18 protein-coding genes and 1 tRNA gene are annotated in these 20,813 nt (G+C 62.4%); 10 read left to right on the forward strand and 9 right to left on the reverse strand.

What is annotated here, in order from left to right; translation table 11 throughout:
* Window positions 1-34: 34 nt before the first annotated feature.
* The 5 genes from yjfF to lipB form a co-directional block, all read right to left on the reverse strand.
* On the reverse strand, window positions 35-1,042 hold the full coding sequence (gene yjfF, locus CXZ10_RS05235) for a galactofuranose ABC transporter, permease protein YjfF (RefSeq protein WP_101288021.1): 1,008 nt from the start codon (window positions 1,040-1,042) through the stop codon (window positions 35-37).
* The gene (locus tag CXZ10_RS05240) at window positions 1,039-2,073 is read right to left on the reverse strand and encodes an ABC transporter permease (RefSeq protein ID WP_101288022.1); all 1,035 of its coding nucleotides are present in this window, start codon (window positions 2,071-2,073) and stop codon (window positions 1,039-1,041) included. Before CXZ10_RS05240 ends, yjfF begins: the two co-directional genes overlap by 4 nt.
* Window positions 2,073-3,593 (reverse strand): galactofuranose ABC transporter, ATP-binding protein YtfR, encoded by a 1,521-nt coding sequence (gene ytfR, locus CXZ10_RS05245; protein WP_425298904.1) that lies wholly within the window; start codon window positions 3,591-3,593, stop codon window positions 2,073-2,075. Before ytfR ends, CXZ10_RS05240 begins: the two co-directional genes overlap by 1 nt.
* A gap of 156 nt (window positions 3,594-3,749) precedes the next feature.
* Complete coding sequence (ytfQ, locus tag CXZ10_RS05250; RefSeq protein ID WP_101288024.1) at window positions 3,750-4,706, reverse strand: galactofuranose ABC transporter, galactofuranose-binding protein YtfQ; 957 nt, start codon at window positions 4,704-4,706, stop codon at window positions 3,750-3,752.
* 568 nt (window positions 4,707-5,274) lie between these two features.
* Window positions 5,275-5,985, reverse strand: coding sequence for a lipoyl(octanoyl) transferase LipB (gene lipB / locus CXZ10_RS05255; RefSeq protein WP_101288025.1), 711 nt, complete (start codon window positions 5,983-5,985; stop codon window positions 5,275-5,277).
* 118 nt (window positions 5,986-6,103) lie between these two features.
* Between lipB and CXZ10_RS05260 the strand changes: the two genes are divergently transcribed.
* Together CXZ10_RS05260 and CXZ10_RS05265 are read left to right on the forward strand one after the other, a co-directional pair.
* Entirely contained in the window at window positions 6,104-6,370 is a 267-nt protein-coding gene (locus CXZ10_RS05260) for a FliM/FliN family flagellar motor switch protein (RefSeq protein ID WP_101288026.1), read from the forward strand.
* 127 nt (window positions 6,371-6,497) lie between these two features.
* A tRNA-Leu gene (locus CXZ10_RS05265) sits at window positions 6,498-6,582 on the forward strand.
* 53 nt (window positions 6,583-6,635) lie between these two features.
* Here CXZ10_RS05265 and CXZ10_RS05270 read toward each other — a convergent pair.
* Complete coding sequence (locus CXZ10_RS05270; RefSeq protein ID WP_101288027.1) at window positions 6,636-8,690, reverse strand: methyl-accepting chemotaxis protein; 2,055 nt, start codon at window positions 8,688-8,690, stop codon at window positions 6,636-6,638.
* Between the two features lie 487 nt (window positions 8,691-9,177).
* Here CXZ10_RS05270 and CXZ10_RS05275 point away from each other — a divergent pair, with 487 nt between their 5' ends.
* The 7 genes from CXZ10_RS05275 to CXZ10_RS05305 all read left to right on the forward strand — a co-directional run bounded on the left by CXZ10_RS05275 (window position 9,178) and on the right by CXZ10_RS05305 (window position 15,922).
* The gene (locus tag CXZ10_RS05275; protein WP_180335865.1) at window positions 9,178-10,743 is read left to right on the forward strand and encodes a putative bifunctional diguanylate cyclase/phosphodiesterase; all 1,566 of its coding nucleotides are present in this window, start codon (window positions 9,178-9,180) and stop codon (window positions 10,741-10,743) included.
* A gap of 200 nt (window positions 10,744-10,943) precedes the next feature.
* Window positions 10,944-12,356 carry a magnesium transporter gene (mgtE, locus tag CXZ10_RS05280; protein ID WP_101288029.1) on the forward strand — a complete coding sequence of 471 codons (1,413 nt, stop codon included), beginning with the start codon at window positions 10,944-10,946 and terminating at the stop codon, window positions 12,354-12,356.
* Complete coding sequence (locus tag CXZ10_RS05285; protein WP_210199841.1) at window positions 12,353-13,162, forward strand: glycoside hydrolase family 25 protein; 810 nt, start codon at window positions 12,353-12,355, stop codon at window positions 13,160-13,162. Before mgtE ends, CXZ10_RS05285 begins: the two co-directional genes overlap by 4 nt.
* A gap of 110 nt (window positions 13,163-13,272) precedes the next feature.
* The gene (locus CXZ10_RS05290; RefSeq protein ID WP_180335866.1) at window positions 13,273-13,761 is read left to right on the forward strand and encodes a lysozyme inhibitor LprI family protein; all 489 of its coding nucleotides are present in this window, start codon (window positions 13,273-13,275) and stop codon (window positions 13,759-13,761) included.
* A gap of 134 nt (window positions 13,762-13,895) precedes the next feature.
* Window positions 13,896-14,516 (forward strand): ATP-dependent Clp protease proteolytic subunit, encoded by a 621-nt coding sequence (locus CXZ10_RS05295; protein ID WP_101288032.1) that lies wholly within the window; start codon window positions 13,896-13,898, stop codon window positions 14,514-14,516.
* 224 nt (window positions 14,517-14,740) lie between these two features.
* Window positions 14,741-15,082 carry a hypothetical protein gene (locus CXZ10_RS05300; protein WP_143741475.1) on the forward strand — a complete coding sequence of 114 codons (342 nt, stop codon included), beginning with the start codon at window positions 14,741-14,743 and terminating at the stop codon, window positions 15,080-15,082.
* 39 nt (window positions 15,083-15,121) lie between these two features.
* On the forward strand, window positions 15,122-15,922 hold the full coding sequence (locus CXZ10_RS05305) for a YdcF family protein (RefSeq protein WP_101288034.1): 801 nt from the start codon (window positions 15,122-15,124) through the stop codon (window positions 15,920-15,922).
* 35 nt (window positions 15,923-15,957) lie between these two features.
* On the opposite strand, the gene CXZ10_RS05310 is transcribed toward CXZ10_RS05305, so the two are convergent.
* The 3 genes from CXZ10_RS05310 to CXZ10_RS05320 form a co-directional block, all read right to left on the reverse strand.
* Window positions 15,958-16,326: a DUF3253 domain-containing protein gene (locus CXZ10_RS05310; RefSeq protein ID WP_244617068.1), complete on the reverse strand. Its 369-nt coding sequence runs from the start codon at window positions 16,324-16,326 to the stop codon at window positions 15,958-15,960.
* The gene (locus tag CXZ10_RS05315; protein ID WP_101288035.1) at window positions 16,323-17,012 is read right to left on the reverse strand and encodes a DUF599 domain-containing protein; all 690 of its coding nucleotides are present in this window, start codon (window positions 17,010-17,012) and stop codon (window positions 16,323-16,325) included. Before CXZ10_RS05315 ends, CXZ10_RS05310 begins: the two co-directional genes overlap by 4 nt.
* Before the next feature lie 74 nt (window positions 17,013-17,086).
* Window positions 17,087-18,976: an ABC-F family ATP-binding cassette domain-containing protein gene (locus CXZ10_RS05320; protein ID WP_101288036.1), complete on the reverse strand. Its 1,890-nt coding sequence runs from the start codon at window positions 18,974-18,976 to the stop codon at window positions 17,087-17,089.
* A gap of 211 nt (window positions 18,977-19,187) precedes the next feature.
* Here CXZ10_RS05320 and CXZ10_RS05325 point away from each other — a divergent pair, with 211 nt between their 5' ends.
* The gene (locus CXZ10_RS05325) at window positions 19,188-20,798 is read left to right on the forward strand and encodes a hypothetical protein (protein ID WP_101288037.1); all 1,611 of its coding nucleotides are present in this window, start codon (window positions 19,188-19,190) and stop codon (window positions 20,796-20,798) included.
* Window positions 20,799-20,813: the final 15 nt, after the last annotated feature.

Genomic DNA, 20,813 nt, shown 5'->3' on the forward strand with positions numbered 1-20,813 from the left:
GCGGCGGTTTCGTTTCTAGGCTGTGGTTCTGCGATCAGGCGCCGCTTGCCTGGGCGGCGGCCGAAGCGTGGCGCATGTTGCGGGCGCTGCGCTCGGACATCCACATCAGACCGCGCTGCAGAGCGATGAAGCCGAACAGCAGAAGGCCGATGACGATCTTCGTCCACCAGCTCGACAGCGTGCCGTCGAACACGATGTAGGTCTGGATGAGACCCTGGATGCAGATGCCTAGGAAAGTGCCGGCAACGAAGCCATAACCGCCGGTGAGCAGCGTGCCGCCGATCACGACCGCGGCGATGGCGTCGAGCTCGACGCCGACGGCCGCCAGCGAATAGCCGGCCGAGGTGTAGAGCGAGAAGACGATGCCCGAGAGGCCGGCCAGGAAGCCAGACAGGGCGTAGATACCGATCGTCGTCTTGGCTACCGGCACGCCCATCAACTGCGCCGAGGTGAGGTTGCCTCCGAGCGCATAGACATAGGTACCGAAGCGGGTGCGCTGGGCAAGGATGATGCCGAGGGCAAACACCGCCAGCATGATCATGGCGATCAGCGTCAGCCGGCCGCCGCCGGGCATCCGGATGTAGATCTCCTGCAGCGTGGAATAGAACGGATGGGTGATGGGCACCGATTCCGTCGTCAGCAGGTAGGAGATGCCGCGGGCGAGGAACATGCCGGCCAGCGTCACGATGAAGGGCGGCATGTCCAGGAAGAAGATGACCCCGCCCATCGCGGCCCCAAAGGCGGTGGTCAGCACCAGCACGATGGCAAAGGCCGCCAGCGGGTGGATAGATGTATCCCTCAGGATCACCGACAGGAACACGCCGGTGAAGGCGATGACCGAGCCGACCGACAGATCGATGCCGCCCGACAGGATCACGAAGGTCATGCCGACCGCCGTGATGCCGAGGAAGGCGTTGTCAGTGAGGAGGTTGCCGGCAACGCGAGTCGACAACATGTTCGGGAACACCGAAATGCAGATGACATAGCCCAGCACGAAGACCACGAAGGTGGCCAACAGCGGCAGATACTTGGAATTTTTCATCGCGCCGCGTGCTCCCTGCTTTCGGTCTTGATGGCCACGGTCTGCCGATTGGCGCGGAAGTTGGCCATGGCCGCCTGGCTGGCGGGCGACTGGACGATCAGGATGATCAGGATGATCGCCGCCTTGATGATGAGGTTGAACTCCGGCGGGAAGCCCGCCATCAGGATGCCGGTGTTGAGCGACTGGATGATCATGGCGCCCATCAGCGAGCCGACGAGCGAGAAGCGACCGCCGAGCAGCGACGTGCCGCCGATGACCACCGCCAGGATGGCGTCCATTTCCAGCCAGAGACCGGCGTTGTTGGCGTCGGCGCCCTTGATGTCGGCGGCGGCGATGACGCCGGCCGTTGCCGCGCAAAGCCCGGACACCGCGTAGACGGCGAGCAGGATGACGCGGGAATTGACGCCGGAGAGCGTGGACGCCCGCCGGTTGACGCCGATCGCCTCGATCAGGAGGCCGAGCGCCGAACGCCGGACCACCAGGATCGCCAGGATCGCGACGACAACCCAGATGATCACCGGCATGGGCAGGCTGAGGAACGAGCCGGAGCCGACGAAAATCAGTTCCGGCTTGTCGTTGAAGGTCAGGATGACGCCCTCGGTGATGAGCTGGGCGATACCACGGCCGGCCACCATCAGGATCAGCGTGGCAATGATCGGCTGGATGTCCAGCAGGGCGACCAGCGCACCGTTCCAGATGCCGCAGGCGAGGCCCACGAACAGCGCCCCGGCCAGCGTCGCCGGCAACGAGTAGCCGGAGGTGATCAGCGAAGCCGCGACAGCGCCGACAATCGCCATGACCGCACCGACCGAGAGGTCGATGCCCTTGGTGGCAATCACCAGCGTCATGCCAATGGCCAGAAGGGTCACCGGCGCGCCGCGATTGAGCACGTCGATCAGCGAGCCGTAGAGTCGATCGTTCTGGATCTCGATCGAGAAGAAGCCCGGCGAGATGATGGCGTTGAGCGCAAGGATCACCGCCAGGACGATCAGTTGGGGTGTCCGCTCACGGATGATGGTAGGAACGGCCATTACGCTGCCTCCCCGGTCGCGCCATGCGAAGCGATGGCCTTCATGATGTGGTCGGTGGAAATCTCGTCGCCGGTCAGCTCGCTGACCATCTTGCGATCCCTCAACACGATGATGCGAGAGGAGTAGCCGACAAGTTCGCCGAGCTCCGACGATATGACCAGCAGCGCCATGCCACGTTCGCAAAGATCGATGATCAGGCGAATGATTTCGGCGTGGGCGCCGACGTCGATGCCGCGGGTCGGCTCATCGAGGATCAGGAAGCGCGGGTTGGTAGCCAGCCAGCGGGCCAGCAGCACCTTTTGCTGATTGCCGCCGGACAGGAACTTGATCGGCTTCTCGCGATCGGACGTGCGGATGTCCAGCGCGGCGATATAGCGGTCGGCGAGCGCCTCCTGCTCGGAGCGGGACAGGGGACGCATCCAGCCACGCTGGGCCTGGAGCGCGAAGATGATGTTCTCCCGCACCGACAGATCGCCGACGATGCCGTCGGTCTTGCGGTCCTCGGGACAGAAGGCGAAGCCCTGGGAGATCGCCTTGCGGGGCGAGGTCATGTTGACCGGAGCGCCGCCGACGCTGATGGTGCCGCTGTCGGCGCGCTCGATGCCGAATACCAACTGCGCCGTTTCCGTGCGTCCTGAGCCGAGCAGGCCGGCAATGCCGACCACTTCGCCCTGGCGGATGTCGAGGTCGAGCGGATCGACGCTGCCGCGCTTGCCAAGGCCGCGCAGCGAGACCAGCGGTTCGGACTTGGCCGTGTTGGGGTCGATCGTGCGCTTGATATCGGCCTCGAGCTGGCGACCGAGCATCATGGAGACCAGCTTCAGACGATCAAGACCGGCCACCGGCACTGTGTCGATCAGCCGGCCGTTGCGCAGCACCGTGATGCTGTCGGCGATCTCGTAGACCTGATCGAGAAAGTGGCTGATGAAGATGATGCCCATGCCCCGCGCCCGAAGCTGCCGGACCACGGCAAACAGCATCTCGACCTCGTGGGCGTCGAGACTGGCGGTGGGCTCGTCGAGCACCAACACCTTGCCGGAGATGTCGACGGCGCGGGCGATGGCGACAACCTGCTGAATGGCCACCGAGAAATTGGCGAGCGGCGCGGTGACGTCGATATCGAGGCCGTAAGTATCGAGGATGGCCCGCGAGCGACGGTTCATCTCGCGCACGTCGGTCAGGCCGAACCGTTTGGGCTGGCGTCCGAGGAACAGGTTCTCCGCCACGGTCAGGTTGGTCAGGAGGTTGACCTCCTGGTAGACGGTGCCGATGCCGAGCTTCTGGGCGTCGACGACGTCGCGCGGGTGGATAGGCGTCCCCTCAAGCAGGACCTCGCCTTCGTCTCGACGATATGCGCCCGTGATGATCTTGATGAGGGTCGACTTGCCCGCGCCGTTCTCACCGAGAAGGGCGTGCACTTCACCGGCCTGCAGCGTGAAATCGACATTCTCGAGCGCGGATACGCCGAGAAAGGCCTTGCTGACTCCGCGTACGGATAGCAGCGGCTGAGCGTTCGCCATGATAGCTGGTCCAACTATTGCCGATCAAAGAAACGGGCCGCCCTCCGATGCGGCGGCCTCACCCCAAGGGACAAGCCCGCCGGCAGCCGGAAAAAGCGGCCCGGCAATGAAGGAGAACGCCGCCCGTTCGGAAAGGGGCGGCGTTCCGGGTCGGTATCAGTAACCGAGGCCCTTCTTCTCGTCGTAGACCTTCTGCGGGTCATCAGCCGGCGTGTAGAGCTTGGACTCGGTCTGGATCCACTTGGCGGGCTCCTTCTTGTCCTTGAGATAGGCGTCAAGGGCGTCGAAGGCCGGGCCGGCCATGTTGGGGGTCAGTTCGACGGTGGCGTTGGCTTCACCGGCGATGAAGGCCTGGAAGATATCCGGAACGGCGTCGATGGAGACGACGAGGATGTCCTTGCCCGGCTTCAGGCCAGCTTCCTTGATCGCCTGGATGGCACCGACGGCCATGTCGTCGTTGTGAGCATAAAGGGCGCAGATGTTCTTGCCGCCGCCTTCAGCCTTGATGAAGCTTTCCATGACTTCCTTACCCTTGGTGCGGGTGAAGTCACCGGTCTGGCTGCGGACGATCTTCAGGTTGGCTTTGCCGGCGATGGCTTCGTCAAAGCCCTTCTTGCGGTTGATGGCCGGCGACGAACCCGTCGTGCCCTGAAGCTCGACGATGTTGCAGGGCTTGTCGCCTACTTCCTTCACGAGCCATTCGCCGGCAACCTTGCCTTCGAAGACCGTATCGGACGTGACGGCAGTGAGATAGAGGTCCTGGGGAGCGTCGACGGTACGGTCGAGCAGGATCACCGGAATATTGGCTTCCTTGGCTTCCTTGAGGACGGCATCCCAACCGGTGGCGACCACCGGGGCGATCAGGATCGCGTCCACGCCCTGGGCGATGAACGAGCGAACGGCCTTGATCTGGTTTTCCTGCTTCTGCTGGGCGTCAGCGAACTTCAGGTCGATGCCGCGCTTCTGAGCTTCGAGCTTGGTGACGCTCGTCTCGGCAGCGCGCCAGCCGGATTCCGAACCGATCTGCGAGAAACCAACGGTCAGCGCAAAGGCGGACGAAACGGAAAGAGCCGTCGCAAAGGCGGTCGCGGCGAGCAAATTAAGCGTGCGCATTCTCTCCTCCACATTTGTTCCGGGAGCGGCCGGAAAGACCTCGTATTACTCCCCGGACGCCGGCCTCCACACCGGCTGAGGGCAAGTTAACCCAGAGGGCTTTTTCACAAAAGAGACAAATCGGTCTCCTTCATGGAATATTCTGCTGATCCGCAGGAAACATGGACCTATACTAAGGTATTATATCCGGGTCCGGCGCACGGTTTTTCACGGCTCTTCTGGTGAAAAGACAACCAGATCACAGCCCGCGCGTTTGATGACCGTTCCCGTCCAGTTTTTGACTACTAAAGTTGTATCGTTTTCTTAAGTATGACAATTGCACCGGGGCAGCGACCAACTCTCTTGAAAAGTCTGGATCATTCGGCCTGCAGCGCGGAGTCGCCGGATTTCACGGCCCGCCGTGCTCGGACATGTGAATGGAGAAAATCGCATATTCTCCTTGCATACGATCATACGTTCCAGAAACACGTAGTTTCGATGGATTTGGTTCCCGTAGCCAAATCCTTGCGCCCGTCGGCCAAGGCTTCCGTCCATGTCCATGACCCGGAAGATCCGTCGGGACGGCCTCTCATCCCGGCGATGACGAGCAAGGACCAAAAACTTCGACGAAGCTCTCCCTAAGGGCGAGATCCGCGTCCTCCATGGTTACCGGCAGACCGAGATCGACAAGGCTGGTGACGCCGTGCCCACGGATGCCGCAGGGCACTATGCCCGAAAAGTGGTCGAGATCCGGCTCCACGTTGAGGCTGATGCCGTGGAAGGTGATCCAGCGACGGACGCGGATGCCGATGGCGGCGATCTTGTCCTCGACACCGTCTCCCTTGTCCGGTCGTCGAACCCAGACACCGACGCGATCTTCCCGTCTCTCGCCCCGCACATTGAAAGCGGCGAGCGCGCCGATGATCCAGCGCTCCAGGGCTGCCACAAAGGCCCTAACATCCTTTCCGCGACGATCGAGATCGAGCATGACATAGGCTACACGCTGGCCGGGGCCGTGATAGGTGTATTGTCCGCCTCGCCCGGTCGGGTAAACGGGAAAGCGGTCAGGCTCGACGAGGTCGCTTGCGTCGGCGCTGGTCCCGGCCGTGTAGAGGGGAGGGTGCTCGACCAGCCAGACGAGTTCCGGCGCCCGTCCCTCGGCAATGGCGGCGACGCGTGCCTCCATGAAGGCAACGGCGGCGTCATAATCGGTGAGCCCCGGCTCGACGCACCATTCAACCGGCGGCGAACCGGGGATGGCGTGCATATCCGTCCTGATTTCGGAACGCTCATTAACCATTCGGTAACCTTATGCCGCAAACACTCAGCGGACGACGACGCGTCGGCTTGCCGCTTCGTGTTCCGGGTGGCACCGGCAGTCGTTGAGGCGCCCGCCGGCGAGACGGAAGATAGGACCGATGGCAAGTTTGGAGAAGATCAAAGTCGAGATCTCTGTCGTGCTCGGTGGACAGACCATGCCCATCCATCAGCTTCTGCGCATGGGCCGCGGCGCCGTCATCGAACTGGACCACTCGGCTGACGACGACGTCGATATCCTCGCCAACAACCTGCCCGTTGCGAAGGGGCAGGTGGTCCTGAAGGGTGACCGCGTCACGGTGTCGATCACCGAGGTGCTGGCTCGCCCTGCATCTTACCGACGCCTCGACGACGTGGTGAAGATCTGAAGATTTTTCCCTGTATTCTGGCGTTTTTCCGATGCTGGCAAAATTCTTCTTGCCTCCCTCTTGTGCCCCGGGGAATCTCTTGCTAGATACCCGGCGCCGGCCCGGAAGGGGCGGCAACTACCAAGATGCGGTCGTGGCGGAATTGGTAGACGCGCAGCGTTGAGGTCGCTGTGTCGCAAGACGTGGAAGTTCGAGTCTTCTCGACCGCACCATCTAAAAAAGCCGGGCTCTCAAGCGCCCGGCTTTTTTGCATTTATTCCCCTTGTCAGCTCGCCCGCAATCCGGCGAGCACCTCGGCCACTTGTGTCTTCAAGCGATCGATCTGTTCGCCGAGGCTCGAAGCGGCCCCTTTGACTTCCGACGAGGCTTGCGAGGTCTCCCGGGCGGCCAAGGCCACGCCGGCGATGTTGGCATCGACTTCTCGCGTCGACTGGAAGGCGATTGCCACCGCTCTCGCCACCTCGGATGTAGCCGCCTCCTGCTCGGCCACCGCGGCGGCGATTCCGGTGGATGTGTGTCCGATGTTCCGAACCTGGGAGGCGATCGCGTTGATGGCGTCGGCGGACGTCCGGGTTGCCGATTGAATTGTGGTCGCCTGCGAGGAGATCTCAGAGGTGGCGCGCGCGGTCTGCTCGGCGAGTTGCTTCACTTCCTGCGCGACCACGGCAAAGCCTCGTCCGGCTTCGCCGGCCCGGGCCGCTTCGATTGTGGCATTCAGAGCCAGCAGGTTGGTCCTGGCGGCAATGTCGCTGATCAGTGTGACGACGGTTCCGATTTGCGCCGCAGATTCGGCAAGCCCGAGCACCCCTCTGGCCGTTTCGTCGGCCATCCCGACTGCCGCGGTCGCCGCTTCGGTCGACACCTCGACCTGTCGGCCGATTTCCCGCACCGACGCAGCGAGTTCCTCGGCGGCGCCGGCGGCTGACTGAACCCCTGACGCTGCGAAACCGGCAGCCCTGACAACGGCGGTCGACTGGTTGGACGTTTCCTCGGCACCGGCCGCGAGGGTGTTCGCCGATGCTTCCAGTTGCTGGCTCGCCGCGCCAAGCGTCGAGACGACCACGCCGATCGTCGCCTCGAAACCGTCAGCGAGTTGCAGCATTTCCTTGGTCTTTCTCAGCGCCACCGCCCGCTTGGTCTCCTCCTGTTCGGCGCGAAGCTGACTGGCTTCCAGCAGTGCGTTCCTGAAGTCGGATGTCGCCCCGAACAACTCACCGATCTCATCTTTGCGCTTCGGAACCAAAATCTCATTGCCAAGGTCGCCGCCGGCGAGCGAGCGAGTAATCCGCGTCAGCCGCGCCAATGGTTTCGCCAAGCCGAAATGAATGACCCCCGCCGTAACCAAGACGATGATCAGCGCAGCGGAGAGCGCCAGCAGCGCCCACGCGAGCGACCGATTTGCCTCGTCCAGCCGTTTGGCAGTCTGACTCGAAATATGTTCGCCCAAGGCCGATTGGACCCCGGCAAGCATGTCGACGGCTTCGGTCGCCTGCGCAAACCATTCGGGAGCGGGCAGGGTGGCGGGAACTCCACGTGTCAGGGCGGAGTAGACGGACTTGCGAGTGTTCTCAAAGCGGCCGAAAACCGCCTCGTTGGCGTCTTGTGCGCGCGACCAGAGCGGTCCGTCGATCAGTTCCAGTCGTGAGTAAGCCGCCTCCCATGCCGACATGACGTGACCGCGGTATTGGGCCAACTGCGCCAGTTCGTCCGGACTCGCAGAACGACCGGCCGAAAGAATGCCGTTGAGCATGCCCCGCTCGCGCGCCACATACTCGCCGGCCTCCCATATCTGTCGGCGCGCTTCGGTGGCCCGCGCAAGAGACAGACTGATTGTCCCATCTCCTTCGGCCGCGACATGCCGTCCAAGCTCGTCAACCGCCTCGATGGCAAGGGACTGCGCCGCGAACCAACGCGCACCTATGTCGGAAGGAGGTTTCGTCCCGGCTGATGTTGCGTCGTAAATCTGCTTGCGCAGGGCATCTGCCACCGAGATGACTGATCTCAACTTACTCGCTTGGTCAGGGGTCGCTTTTCCAAGGAGCAGCGCCAGCGCTTCACCGGCTTGCGAGCGACTTTTACTCAGTTTTTCCGCAACCGCCTGGCTGAGCTGTCGCCCGGTGGCAACCCCGCTTGTCTGTCCGCGATCCAACGCGAAAGCCGCGGTAATGCTGAGCGTCTGATCTTGCACAATCTGCGACTGAAGAATTGCGGTGGCGCTGGATTTCGCTTCGATTGCAGATACAAGGGACTCCCTTACTTCCGCAGCCAGCAGGACGGTCATCGCGGCAAACGTCAGGTATAGCTTCCAGCGGATTTGCATCCTGCCACCTTTGCATTTCAGAGAGAATGGAAGCCACAGCCAAGGCAAATTCCGCAAGTCTTAGGGTGACCTGCATGCACGGCTCGTGCGCTCTTAGAAAAGAGATTGCATAAACTTCTTAAGCGCACGTTTATAGGGTAGTAAGCACAGCAACTCGGCAGCGATTTTTCCTAGGTATATTTTGCGAGGAAGCGCCAAATCATGAGAGCGTGCTCGCTCCATCGAATCAAATGGATTTCGAGGCGACACATGGGGAGCTGGCAAGTGAAGATGGCACCATGGCGTCCGTGCCGCCGCGCGCGAGACTCATTGTGTTAAGTCAGGCCTGTTCATCACCCCCCTGCCAAATACACCAAGCCCAATTGTAAAATATTAAATAACTCAGCACCCACTTATAAAGTATGCTTGTTGCGGTTGTAGTTTTTTGTATTCATCGACTCAAATGCGGCGCGTCGAAGGTCGCGAAGGCGCAGCGAGAGGTGAGCAAATGCGGCTTTTGAGGGCGGGACGAGCAGCCCGAGATGCAGCAACCCTCGTTGTCATCGGCATCTTGCTTTTTGTCGGCTTCCGCTGGTTCAACGTCTACGAGACATTCGTTGCTTTCCTGAGAGAGCATGAGTTCATTCAGCTCGACGAAGTGCTGATGGCACTGTTGATAACGGGACTCCTGGGCTTCGTCTTCGGCTATCGGCGCCTTCGCGATCTGCAAGAAGAAGTGGCCCATCGGAGCCGTGCCGAACGGGATGTGTCCTGGATTGCAGCGCACGATCCGTTGACTCGCCTTCCCAATCGGGTCGGGCTCAAGCAGGAGGTTGAGCGCCTAAGGGCGGGCGACAAGGCCGGCAAACCTCACATGGCCATGGTGATCGACGTCCAGGGGTTCAGGAACATCAACGACATCTATGGAAATGAAGCAGGCGACGAGATCCTGGTGGCCATCGCGGACAGGCTGCGTGAGATTTTTGTCGGCTGCTATCTGTTCAGGCTCGGCGGCGACCAGTTCTATGCCGCGCTGGAAAGCACACAAACGAAGGATTGGGAAAAGCTCGCCCGCCGGGCCATCAAGCAAATATCGACGCCCATCCTGGTCAACGAACGCTATTACGAGGTATCCGCCTACATCGGAATGGCGCGCTACCCGGATGACGCCGCGAACATCAAGTATCTTCTCAGGTGCGCTCTCTCGGCGGTCTCGTCCGCAAAACGGGAGCACTCCGGCGAGCCGAAGTGGTTTGACCCAGCCATTGACGAGGCGACAGCCAAATACGCGGAACTCGACAGGCAGCTGCGTGCGGCGCTCAAGTCGGGAGAGGTGAAGCCCTACTATCAGCCGATGATCGACCTGACATCGGGCCGCATCGTCGGCTTTGAGGCGCTCGCACGCTGGCGCCGGTCCGACGGCACCTTCATTCCGCCGTCCGAGTTCATAACGCTCGCCGAAGAGACGGGTATGATCGGCGAGTTGTCTGAAGTGCTTTTCCGTCAGGCCTGTCTGGACGCCGCCAAATGGCCCCGGACGATCCGGTTGTCGTTCAACGTATCACCCGCCCAGTTCAGCAGCCGCAGTTTTGGGAGGAAGATGCTTGAGACGCTGGCCGAGACAGGGCTTTCGCCACAACAGCTCGAAGTCGAAGTGACCGAGTCGATGTTCGTGAAGGATGTGCAACTCGTATCTGCGTTGCTCGAGGAACTAAGGGAGGCTGGTGTCCACATCGCCATTGATGATTTCGGCACCGGCTATTCCAGTCTGTCGCAACTGTCGCGGCTGAGATTCGACAAGCTCAAGATCGACCGCAGCTTCGTGTCGTCGTTCCTGGACGATGCGCGCCAAGCCATGATCATCAGGGCGATGATCGGACTGGGACGTGGCTTGGGCATGAAGACCATAGCCGAGGGCATCGAGGAGGCGTCTCAGGCGGAAACGCTGCAACTGCTGGGCTGCCATCAAGGGCAGGGGTTCCTGTTCAGTCGCGCCGTTCCGGCCGAGCAGGCGGCCACCATGCTTCAAATGACCTGGCCGGTAAAGCCGGAAGGCAACACCGCTGTCAACTGAATCAAGGCGTGCCGGAAAGGCGAGCGAACGTCGGAGCGAGTTGTTGGCGACGGCGTCGAGGATCATCGCCCTCTGTCCGCCGCGTCGGAATTTCTTCCTTGCGCCGTAGGGTTTGTCGGCCTTAACTCCGGCGCGGCGGTGCCAACCGTCGCCGTCGATTCAATCCTGTTCGCCACCTCGAGATCCACGGGAGACGCGCCATGGCCGAAACCGAGCCCAACGCGCCTGAAACGCTGAGCTTTGACGGCATGCCGCCGCTCAGAACAGAGGATGGCGACCTCGATCCGCTGTTCCTCGACGCCATCAGGGCGGCGATCGAAGCGGCCGATGCCCGAACCGTCGAAGCGCTCGCGGCAGATCTCCACGAGGCCGACGTCGGCGACATCATCGAGGCGCTGTCGGCCGACGAACGTGTTCCCTTCATCCAACTGCTCGGCGAGCATTTCGACTTCACTGCACTGACCGAAGTCGACGAGACCGTTCGCGTCCAGCTCATTGAGGAACTGTCGCCCGAGGAAGTTGCCGAAGGCGTCCGTGAGCTCGATTCCGACGACGCGGTCTACATCCTCGAAGACCTTGACGACGAGGACCAGGAAGAAATCCTTGCCAAGCTGCCGGCGGTCGACCGCATGGCGCTGCGTCGCAGCCTCGATTTTCCGGAGGAGACGGCGGGTCGTCGGATGCAGACCGACTTCATCGCCGTGCCACCCTTCTGGACCGCCGGCCAGACCATCGATTACCTCAGGGATCAGAAGGATCTGCCGGAGGAGTTCTACGAGGTCTTCGTCATCGACCCCGGTTTCCGGTTTCTCGGAGCCGTGGCCCTCAATCGCCTTCTGAGGGCTCCGCGACCGACGCGCATGGCCGACATTATGAATGATGAACGGCAGCGAGTGCTCGCCACCGACGATCAGGAAGACGTGGCGCGCATGTTCGAGCGCTACAATCTGGTTTCGGCAGCGGTGGTCGATGAAGCGGAACGGCTGGTGGGCGTCATCACCGTCGACGACGTGGTGGACGTCATCCAGGCCGAGGCCGAAGAGGACATTCGCGCGCTAGCCGGCGTCGGCGACGAAGAAATCTCCGATTCGGTCTTCTACACGCTCAGAACGCGTTGGGTCTGGCTGCTGTTCAACCTGCTGACCGCCTTCCTGGCCTCGTCGGTGATCGGCATGTTCTCCGGATCGATCTCGAAGATGGTGGCGCTCGCCGTACTGATGCCGATCGTCGCTTCGATGGGCGGCAACGCCGCGACGCAAACCATGACCGTGACGGTACGCGCCTTGGCGACCCGCGATCTCGATGCACACAATGTTTGGAGGATTTTCGGCCGAGAATTAAGCGTTGGTTTACTCAACGGCGGCAGTTTTGCTTTGATCGTCGGCTTGGCGGCCGCGCTCTGGTTCCAGGACCCGCTCCTTGGAGGCGTGATCGGCGCTGCGATGATCGTCAACCTGTTGTCTGCGGCAACGGCCGGCATCCTGATACCCTTGGCGTTCGAGCGGCTCGACATCGATCCGGCAGTCGCTTCGGGGGTTTTCGTGACGATGGTGACCGATGTCGTGGGGTTTCTGGCGTTCCTCGGGCTCGCGTCATGGATTTTGCTTGGGTGAAGACGGCATTTCGGAAGAAGCGACCTCGGCGCGGCAAACCACTGCCGACCGGCGCCCGTCGCTGGGCAAGCCTCGCCGCGCGGCTCGTCAATCCAGTCGCGCTCGGCTCACTTGCTCTTGGCCTGTCAGCCTGCGCGCTGTTTGACTACAGCCCTCCTGGTCCGGATGATTATCCGGTGAAGGGTATCGACGTCTCCTATTACCAGGAGGACATCAACTGGCGCTCCGTCGTGGCCGATAACACCGCCTTTGCCTGGCTGAAGGCCACCGAGGGCGGTGACTGGTCGGATCCAAAGTTCAGCGCCAACTGGTATGGTGCCGCCATGGCCGGCCTGCCGCGCGGCGCCTACCATTTTTGGTACTTCTGCCGGCCGGCCATGGAGCAGGTGAGCTGGTTCCTGCAGAACGTTCCCTATGATCCCTACGCGCTGCCGCCAGTGCTCGACATCGAGTGGGTCGATTCCAAGACCTGCCCGGGCCATCCGCCGCGCGAGGCGATCATTCCGGAGGTCAAGATCTGGCTCGAGGCCATCGAGCGCTATTATGGCAAGCGGCCAATCATCTATACGTCGATCAGCTTCTACAACGACCGCCTCCGGGGCGCCTTTCCCGACCATTTCGTCTGGATAGCGTCCTACAAAGGTCATCCCGTCATCCGCGATCCAAGCCTTCGCTGGCATTTCTGGCAGCATACGGAAGCCGGACGCGTGGCTGGCATTCGGGGGCGGGTGGATCGCAATGTCTTCAACGGATCGGCCCGCGAGTGGCGGGCCTTTCTCGAGGGACGGCTCTCCCCGCAAAGCTGAGTTGCGTACAGCATAAATATGTAACGCTTTGCGCTGGAGCTTGCCTGAAAACAAAGAGATAAAGGCATACCGGTGAACTGGTTTCACTGGTATGCCTTATGGAGATGCCGATGCGCGGTTTCCTCGCTTTCTGTCTTGCTATGGTCATTGGGGGAGTGGCCCAGGCTCAGGACGGCAATCCGGCCGAGCCGACTGACGCCGACCGGCAAAAGATTGCCGAATGCGTGGCAAGCGCTCCGCACGAGAACGTCAGCCCGCTTGGTTGCATCGGCATGGTCTCCGACCCTTGCCTCGCAGAACCGGACAACGAGAGCACACCGATGATGGCCGCCTGCCTCGAGCGCGAGGCCGCCATCTGGGACGAGCGCCTCAATGACGACTATCAGGCGCTGATCGACCGCCTCGATAAGACTGAGGCCGCCAAGCTGCGGGACAGCCAGCGGGCCTGGCTCGCGGTTCGTGATGCCACCTGCGACATCGAGGGCTCGTTCTGGCAGGGCGGCACCGGCTATGGCGGCGCCATTGCCGGCTGCATGCTGCGTGAAACCGGAGCCAGGGATATTTCGCTCGTCGCTCTTCGTACCTATCTCGACCAGTGAGAGCGCCGTTCACCCTGTCCGTCCGGTCGGGTTGCCGTCCGCTCCCCTGATGGGATACGAATGGGATCCATCAGGATTTGCGAGTCCCGAGGCCCGACCCCTTCGTCGCGGCCGCCACCCACGAGAAGGTCCACATGATTTCCAAGGATCAGGAATACGTCCGCTTCGACGACGAAGAGGAGCAGGACGAGAAGGCCAAGGACGCGGCCCCCGCCCCGCAGGTCGACAAGTATCTCTTCAAGTCGCGCACGGTTCTGATCACCGGGCAGGTGACCCAGGAGATGGCCAAGGACGTGACGTCGCGCCTTCTGGCGCTGGCCGAGGCGAGCGCCACCGATCCCATCACCGTCATCGTGTCATCGCCGGGCGGCCACGTCGAATCCGGCGATATGATCCACGACATGATCGGCTTCGTGCCCGCTCCTGTGAACATCATCGGCACGGGCTGGGTGGCGAGCGCCGGCGCACTGATCTACGTGTCGGTGCCCAAGGAGCGCCGTTTCTGCACGCCCAACACCCGTTTCCTGCTGCATCAACCGTCGGGCGGTACCGGCGGTATGGCGACCGACATCGAGATTCAGGCGCGTGAAATCATCAAGATGCGCGATCGCCTCAATCGGATCTTCGCCGACGCCACCGGCCAACCCGTCGAGCGTATCGAGAAAGACACCGACCGCGACTACTGGATGAGCGCCGAAGAAGGCATCGCCTACGGTCTGGTCGGCCGGGTGGTTCGGACCGCTTCGGACATCTGATCCAACATGACGCGGGGCGGCCGGACCGCCCCGCTTCCTTTGGCCCCACGCATCCGCCGAACGGGCCGATCGACATCCAGGTCCGCCAAGAGCGTTCGTTGATATCCTGGTATTTTATTGAGGGATACGAATGTTTTAGGCGGATCAACGGATTGACCGCCCGGCATTCGTCGGCTCATCTCCATGCCAGGATGGAAGCGGCCGGGCGGCCCGGGAGGACGAGATTGAACGTCTTGAGAATGATGGCTTTCTCGATCGGCTTTGGCTTCGGGGCGGGAGTCGCTCTGGCCCAGTCGCCGAGCCCTTACGACATGACCTACGCATTGCGCGACGGCAAGCCGACGTCGCTCTATGCCGACATGAGCGAGAAGGCTGCGAAGAAGGGCTCGGTACCGGGCGACGCCAAGGGTATCGTGTTGCGCTGGTGTCGTGACGAGATCCCCTTCGGCTCCTGGCAGTTCGGCAGCCGCAAGTCCCAGCTTGCCCTGCTCGATGCGCGCTGGTGCGAGATTTCCTACAATGGCGTCGTCGGCAGCGTGCCGGGCAAGGTACTGACGCCTCAGTAACAGAACTGTCCTGAAGGCTTCGAGGGGAGGGCATGCGGCGTGTTCTATGTGCTCTCCAAGCTCGGCTTTCTGTTCCTGCGCCCTTCCAATGCGCTGGTGCTGGCTCTGCTCGTGGGGGCCGGACTGCGGCTTCTCGGCTGGCGCCGCCGTGGTGCGGAGTTGATCGGCATCGCGCTCGTGCTACTTGCGGCCTGTGCTTGGACCGGAGTTCCGACCCTGCTGTTGCGGCCGCTGGAGCAGCGCTTCTCGCTGCCGGCCAGTCCCGACCGGCTCGACCCAGCAGGCATTCTCGTGTTGGGAGGTGTTGTCGACACCGGTCTGACGACCGAGCGCCGAACGGTCGAACTCATTGACGGCGCCGAACGGCTTATTGTCGCTGCCGAGCTCGCTCGGCGCTACCCCGAGGCGCGCGTTCTTCTTTCTGGCGGGTCCAACGGCGTCTTTGCCAATGACGAGTTCGCCGAAGCGACCATCGCTCGCGATCTGCTGATCGAGTTCGGCGTGCCGGCCGAGCGGATCACGGTCGAGGATCGTTCCCGCAACACCCACGAAAACGCCATCAATAGCTTCGCCACCATCGAGCCAAAGCCGCAGGAGCAGTGGCTGCTTGTCACCTCGGCCTTTCATATGCCGCGGGCCATCGGCACCTTCCGTGCCGCCGGCTGGAATGGCGTTGTCGCTTGGCCCGTCGATCATCGCAATGGTGTCACGACCAACTGGCTGGGCGGGCGCACCGCCGCCGAGGGGCTGAACATGACCGACATGGCCGTTCGCGAGTGGATCGGCCTCGTTGCCTATCGCTTCGTCGGCTATACGGATGCTTTGTTTCCCGCGCCTTAGGCCGTCCACGTTTCGGCGAAGATCAGGGCGATATTCTACGCCTCGTCGTCGCCATCCAGCAGGAAATCATCGTCGTCCAGGAGGTCGTCGGACTTCGGCGCGTCATAGACCGGCATCGGCTCGCCCTCGGCCCTGAGGCGGATGCGGTAGAGACCTCGCACCCGGTCTGGATCGACCGGCTTGCCCTTTCGCAGAAGAACGACCTTGCCATCCTTGGCGAGGCGCGCCGCCTCGTCCTTGATCGGCTTCATCAACCGGCGCCAGACCTTCTCGTCCTTGCCGGCGATGGCGCGGGCGACGGCGTCCGGGCCGATCGGCTTTCCGGAAGGCGATTCGGCAGCCATCAGAAGCAGAACGTCGCGGATCTGGCCGGCCTTGACACGGTGTGGGTCGACGTCGGTCACTCGTATCTCCTCATGGCCTTGACGGCGTTGGAGGTGAACTGGCGGCGGGCGAGCACCACCGCGATGAAGGTGGAACTGGCGATCAGCGGTATCGGCCCGAGGAAACAGCCGAGATAGCCGATCGACATGAAGAAGGCGCGGAGGCCGCGGTTGAAGTTGGTGCCGGCCACCACGATGATCGCCGAGGCTCGCGCGACCGCCTTGTCCATTTCCGTGGTCTCGGCCTCGGCCGGTGGGGGCAAGGCGCCGAGCAGGATCGAGCCGAAGTTGAACATGCGGTAGGCCCAGCCGAACTTGAAGAAGGCATAGGCATAGATGCCTAGCAGGCCGAGGACCTTGTATTCGAAGGCGGTTCGGTTGGTGGCGGTGAGATCGGACAGTGCGGAAACGACACCGACAGCGGCATCCACCGAGTTCAGCAGAGTGAACCCGCCACCGATGGCGAGAAGCGACGTCGAGGCGAAGAAGGCCGTTCCGTTCTGAAGGCCCGCGACGATGGCCGTGTCGACCATGCGCAAGTCGCGCGTCGCCGCCTGCCGCACCCAGCCGTGACGGCCTATGTTGATGAAATGGGTGAGCGAGTGCTCGGCCCATGGGCTCTTTTCGGTCAACCAGGCCTGTCCGAACCACATGGCCAGGAACCAGACGAAGGCGGCGATATCGAAAGGCGTGAAGGCGGTCGTCATGGCGGTCTTTCAGAAAGACGAGGCAGGCGGACGATACAGGCTTCCGACGCGCCGCAAAAGCGGCCGGACGTCGATCAAACGTCCGCCGCCTCTGCCTCCTCATACTCGGCCGATAGCGTCAACCATTCTTCCTCTAGGGTGTCGAGGCCACGAACGGCATCCGCCCGCTCCTTGGAGAGCCTGGCGCCCTTGGCCGGATCGCTGGTGAACAGAGCCGGGTCGGCCAGCGCCGCGTCGATGCGGGCAATCAACTTTCTCGCCTTCTCCATCTCCGCCTCGATGCCTTGGATACGCTTCCTGAGCGGGGCGAGTTGGGCGCGGCGCTCGGCCGCAAGGCGGCGGCGATCGGCGTTGGTGACCTTCAGCTCCTCACCTCTGGAGGCCCGGTCGGCGTCGCCGGCCCCAGAGAGGATGAAACGCTTGTAGTCGTCCATATCGCCGTCGAAGGGGGTGATGCCGCCTTTGTCCACCAGCCAGAGACGATCCATGGTCGCTTCGACCAGATGGCGATCGTGGCTGATCAGGATGACGGCGCCCTCGAAATCGTTCAGCGCCTGGATGAGGCTTTCGCGGCTGTCGATATCGAGATGGTTGGTCGGTTCGTCGAGGATCAGAAGGTTCGGCCCATGGAAGGTGGCAAGGCCGAGGAGAAGGCGGGCCTTCTCACCGCCGGAGAGCTCGCGGGCCGGCGTGTCCATCTTGTTGGTGTCGAGCCCCATCTGCGCGACTCGCGACCGCACGCGGGCATCGGGCGCGTCGGGCATCAGGCGGCGAACATGGGCAACGGCCGTCTCGTCGGGATGCAACTCATCGAGCTGGTGCTGGGCGAAGAAGGCGATCTCCAACTTGCCCGCCTTGACGATATTGCCGGAAAACGGCGCCAGCCGGTCGGCCAGTGCCTTGGCAAAGGTGGACTTGCCATTGCCGTTCTTGCCGAGGAGGGCGATGCGGTCGTCGTCGTCGATGCGGAGCGTCAGGCGCTTCAGCACCGGCTTGTCCGGATCGTATCCGAGGTCGACCTTGTCATAGGTGACGATCGGTGGCGCCAGCTTGGCCTTCGGATTGGGGAAGCTGATCGCCTGGACGTGCTCTTCCACCACCTCGGCGATGATGTCGAGCTTCTCCAGCATCTTGATGCGCGATTGCGCCTGCGTCGCCTTGCTGGCCTTGTAGCGGAATCGATCGACAAAGGCCTGCAGGTGCTTGCGCCGCGCCTCGATCTTCTCGCGGGCCTTTTCCTGCAGCAGCATCTTTTCCTGCCGCTGACGGGCAAAGGAGGTGTAGCCGCCCTTCCAAAGCGTCAGCTTGCCCTCGGACAGGTGGCAGATGTGATCGACGGCGCTGTCGAGCAGGTCGCGGTCATGGCTGATGAGCACGACGGTGTGGGCATAGCGCTGCACATAGTTGGTGAGCCAGAGCGTGCCTTCGAGGTCGAGGTAGTTGGTCGGCTCGTCGAGCAGCAACAGGTCCGGCTCGGTGAACAATACGGCGGCGAGCGCCACACGCATCCGCCAACCGCCGGAAAAGTCCGAACAGGGGCGGCGCTGATCGGCCGCGTCGAAGCCGAGACCCGACAGAATTGTGGCGGCACGCGCCTCGGCCGAATGCGCCTCGATGTCGGCGAGCCGTACCTGGATCTCGGCGATGCGGTGCGGATCAGTGGCTGTCTCGGCCTCGGCCATCAACGCGGTCCGCTCGGTATCGGCGGCCAAGACGAAGTCGATCAGCGAGATTTCCGAGCCCGGCGCCTCTTGGGCGACACGGCCGATGCGGGCACCGCGCTTGAGATCGATCGAGCCGCTTTCGGCCGAAAGGTCGCCGGCAACGATGTTGAACAGCGTCGTCTTGCCGGTGCCGTTGCGGCCAACAAGGCCGACCTTGGCGCCGTCATGAATGGTGACGGAAGCGCCTTCGATGAGGGTGCGGCCGGCGATGCGGTAGGTGAGATCGGATATGATCAACATGGCCCGGCGATTTCGCCCGAATGGACGGGAAAGGCAAGACGCGGAGCACGAAAATTCACGCTCCCCGACCGCGCATGGAACACCGGCCGATCCGGCGGCCATCGTCAGCACTGCCGACCGTGAGAGCAACCTGGAAACAAGCAAGTAGTTAACCTCCCTGGCAGCGTGTGCATCGCACACCCACCTCGGCTCCAGAGCTGTGAGGGGGTCGATGCGAGGGAGAAAACTGAGACTTGCCGCCGCCATTCTAGCAGCTGTCGTTGCCGGAGCTGGCGTCGTTGGCTACCAAGTCTACCAGTCGTTCGGCTCGGTGCCCTACCTCTTCCGGCGAAACGCGGAACTCAAGGCCGAGGGTTACTACATGGCCGAGTTCGAGTTCAGGATGCTCGGTGTCGTCAAGAAACTGTCCGACGGCGACTATCTCGACGCCTATTCGACCCTGAGCAAGCTGCGCCGGCAAATGGAAAGCGGCGAGGGCCTTGCCAAGATGCCGACCGACCCCTCGGCGAAGGCACGCTACGCCTTCCTTCTATCTCGCCAGGATCCCACGACCGGCGCTTTCATGAGCCCGGACTATCCGGCGTTCACTTTTGTCGCTCCGACGCTCAACGTCGTCGAGGCGCTCGACGGACTGGCCAAGGAGATCGGAGAGCCGCTGCGGCTCCGCTATCCGCTTCATTTCCTGGACGCCATTGCCACGCCGGAGGCACTTCGCGCCTATCTCGACGCCCATCTTTACGTCGGCCCCTTCTGGGCAAAGCGCGTTCCCGGACCGGGCGTCTACGGCCCCGGCATTTCGGAACTCGCCTATGTCGATCTCTTCGAGACAACCGGTACCTATCACTTCACACCGGCGTGGCACGCAGCGTTTCGCGGCTGGCTCGATGCGACGCAGGATCCGGAATCCGGCATGTGGGGTGCCCGGGTGGGCACGCCGAGCGCCTTCAAGACCAGGCAGGACGCGAACTCCACCTATCACATCTTGCATTATCTGCTGACCGATGACGGCAACGACCGTGATCCGGCGCATCCGTTGCGCCATGCCGACGCGCTGGCACAGAGCCTGATGCGGGCAGTGACAGAGCCCATACCGGCCGGCGAGGACGAACAGCATAGCTGGAGCCTCGAACAAGCCCAGGCGACGCAACTGCTAACGCGCCGCCTATGGAGCCACCTCAATGAAGAGGAGAAGACGACGGTTCGCTCGGCTCTCGAGGTGGCACTCACGGAACGCTATCGCCTGATTGATGACACGAAGGGCGGCTTTTCCCTCTACCTCGGCTCACCGGCCGACGTCGACGGGACGACGACAGCGCTCGGCCTCATCGAGGCGACGGGCAGCCTGCCGGGAACACCCGATCGCGTTCGTCTGTGGGGCGAGCCGGAAGTTTCCCCAGTCGATATCGTTACCATCATGTGGCCGAGCCCGATCGAACTGCCCAAGGATCCTCGCGTCAACTCGTATCGTCTCTATGCCGGACGGGTGCTGCCAGCCGATGATCTAGGCATTGGCCCGCCGCTCGCCATCCTCTATCCCGCCGGCAAGGGAAAGGTGCGAGACATGGTGGACCTCCGGCAGAGCGTTGGGCGCTTCCTCGACGGTGCGGGCGCCAGCTTCGGCAACTGGTCAACCGCTGACAGCCTTCGCAGTTCGGCGCTGCATCCCGACCCAGGTGAACCCGCCATCCCGGTGCTATGGGCCGACCAAAGACTTGACGATGCGGTCGGCGATATCGCCAAGGATGCGCGTGACCTTTTGATCGTGGGTTATGACGTCTTTCAGCGACCAGTCCTTGCGCGTCACTGGCATATCGAAAGGTAACGGTGGGCACTCGAG

Source organism: Pleomorphomonas diazotrophica (assembly GCF_002844595.1).
In the GTDB taxonomy this organism is placed as follows: domain Bacteria; phylum Pseudomonadota; class Alphaproteobacteria; order Rhizobiales; family Pleomorphomonadaceae; genus Pleomorphomonas; species Pleomorphomonas diazotrophica.